The organism is Bradyrhizobium canariense (genome assembly GCF_019402665.1).
Taxonomy (GTDB): domain Bacteria; phylum Pseudomonadota; class Alphaproteobacteria; order Rhizobiales; family Xanthobacteraceae; genus Bradyrhizobium; species Bradyrhizobium canariense.
This window is the reverse complement of the sequence record NZ_VSST01000076.1, coordinates 1-1,555: the sequence shown is the minus strand read 5'-3', so window position 1 is coordinate 1,555 and position 1,555 is coordinate 1. Positions and strand designations below refer to the sequence as shown.

Genomic DNA, 1,555 nt, shown 5'->3' with positions numbered 1-1,555 from the left:
TCGTCGATCTCGACGTCGATCGCGAGCGCAGTGGAGCAGCAGGGCGCGGCGACGCAGGAAATCGCGCGCAGCGTCCAGACCGTCGCGCAGGGCACTCAGACCGCCGCCACCGACATCGGCCAGGTCAACCGCGGTGCCGCCGAAACCGGCTCGGCTTCGGAAGAGGTGCTGCACTCGGCCAAGACGCTGTCGTCCGAAAGCACCCGCCTGCGCGCCGAGCTCGACCGCTTCATGGGCAATATCCGGGCAGCGTAAGCTCGAAGGGGGACACGCACTCCGCCGTCGTCCCGGCGAAAGCCAGGTAATAGGTCTTGGATCGGCGCTCCGCTTCGCTTGTCCAGGACGACGAGACCCTGCGTCACCTAACCGCCAGTTGCGGCGCCACAAGTTTACCGCCGCTTATCCTTTGCCATTTACCGTGCTCACGCGTCAGGAAGCGGGCTGCTTCCGGGCTGCGCCTGTTTTTCCGCGAATGGAATGGGGTGGGGAATGCCCGTCAAGTCGAAGCCGACCACATCGAAGCTGCTCACCTTGCGTTTTCGCGCAAAAATCATCCTCGGCTTCGTGGCGGTGCTCGCCATCCTCGCCGTCAGCATGGCTTTCGCGTATTTCGGCTTCGAGCGGATCCAGGCCGCCGTGGCCTCCTACCGCTCCAGCGTCGCCGAAGCGGACCTTGCGCGGACGGTCGATCGCGAGCTGATCGCTTACCAGGGGCTGGCGCGGGCCTACACGCTGACCGGCGCGGCGGATGATGAGACCGCGGCCAAAGCAGCCGAAGAGAATCTGAGGGCCGCGATCGCCAAGTCGGCGGCGGCCACCACGGGCGCGGCGCGCCGCGAGCAGGTCGGCAAGCTCGAGGCCGACTTCAAGAGCTTTACCAAGGTGTTCGGCGAGATCATCACGTTGACGCGCGAGAACGGCAAGATCGCGACGGATGAGCTCAACAGCGTCGGCAACAAGATCCGCTTCAAGTTCGACGATCTTGCCGATACCGCGGCATTGGCGGGCCTGAACTCGGTTCAGAGCACGGCCAAGGACATCACATCGCAATACCTTGCGGTCTCCACCTCGGTCAGCGCCTTCGTCGCCAAGCCGGAGCCGAAGACCGCCGACGGCGTGATCGCCCGTATCAAATTCCTGGAGACCTTGCTGGTCTCGATCTATGCCAACGACCAGAAGATCACCGACCGCGTCACCGAGATCAGCAATCTCCTCAAGCAGTACCGCACCTCCTTTTCAAAACTGACCGAGAACGTGAAGGTCATCGTCAAGCTGAACGGCGACATGACCAAGACGGCCGCGTCCATTCTCAAGCTCTCGGGTGAGCTGCGGTCGGAGCTGACGGCGGATCAGCAGCGCATCGAGGTCAACGCCAATGCCACCATCGGCGAGACCGAGCGGCTGATGCTGATGATGGCGCTGGGCGGCCTTGCCGTCGGCGCTGCGCTCGCCCTGATGCTCGGCAACGGCATTTCGCGTCCGATGATCGCGATGTGCAAGGCGATGCGCGAGCTTGCCTCGGGCAATTTCGATGCCGTGCTGCCGGGCCTGGGCC

2 pseudogenes are annotated in these 1,555 nt (G+C 64.1%); both read left to right on the top strand.

Annotation, left to right across the window (positions count from 1 at the left end):
* Window positions 1-255: pseudogene (locus FXB41_RS33425) on the top strand (methyl-accepting chemotaxis protein); the annotation flags it as partial.
* A 234-nt stretch (window positions 256-489) separates the two neighbouring features.
* Window positions 490-1,555 (top strand): annotated as a pseudogene (locus FXB41_RS33420) (methyl-accepting chemotaxis protein); the annotation flags it as partial.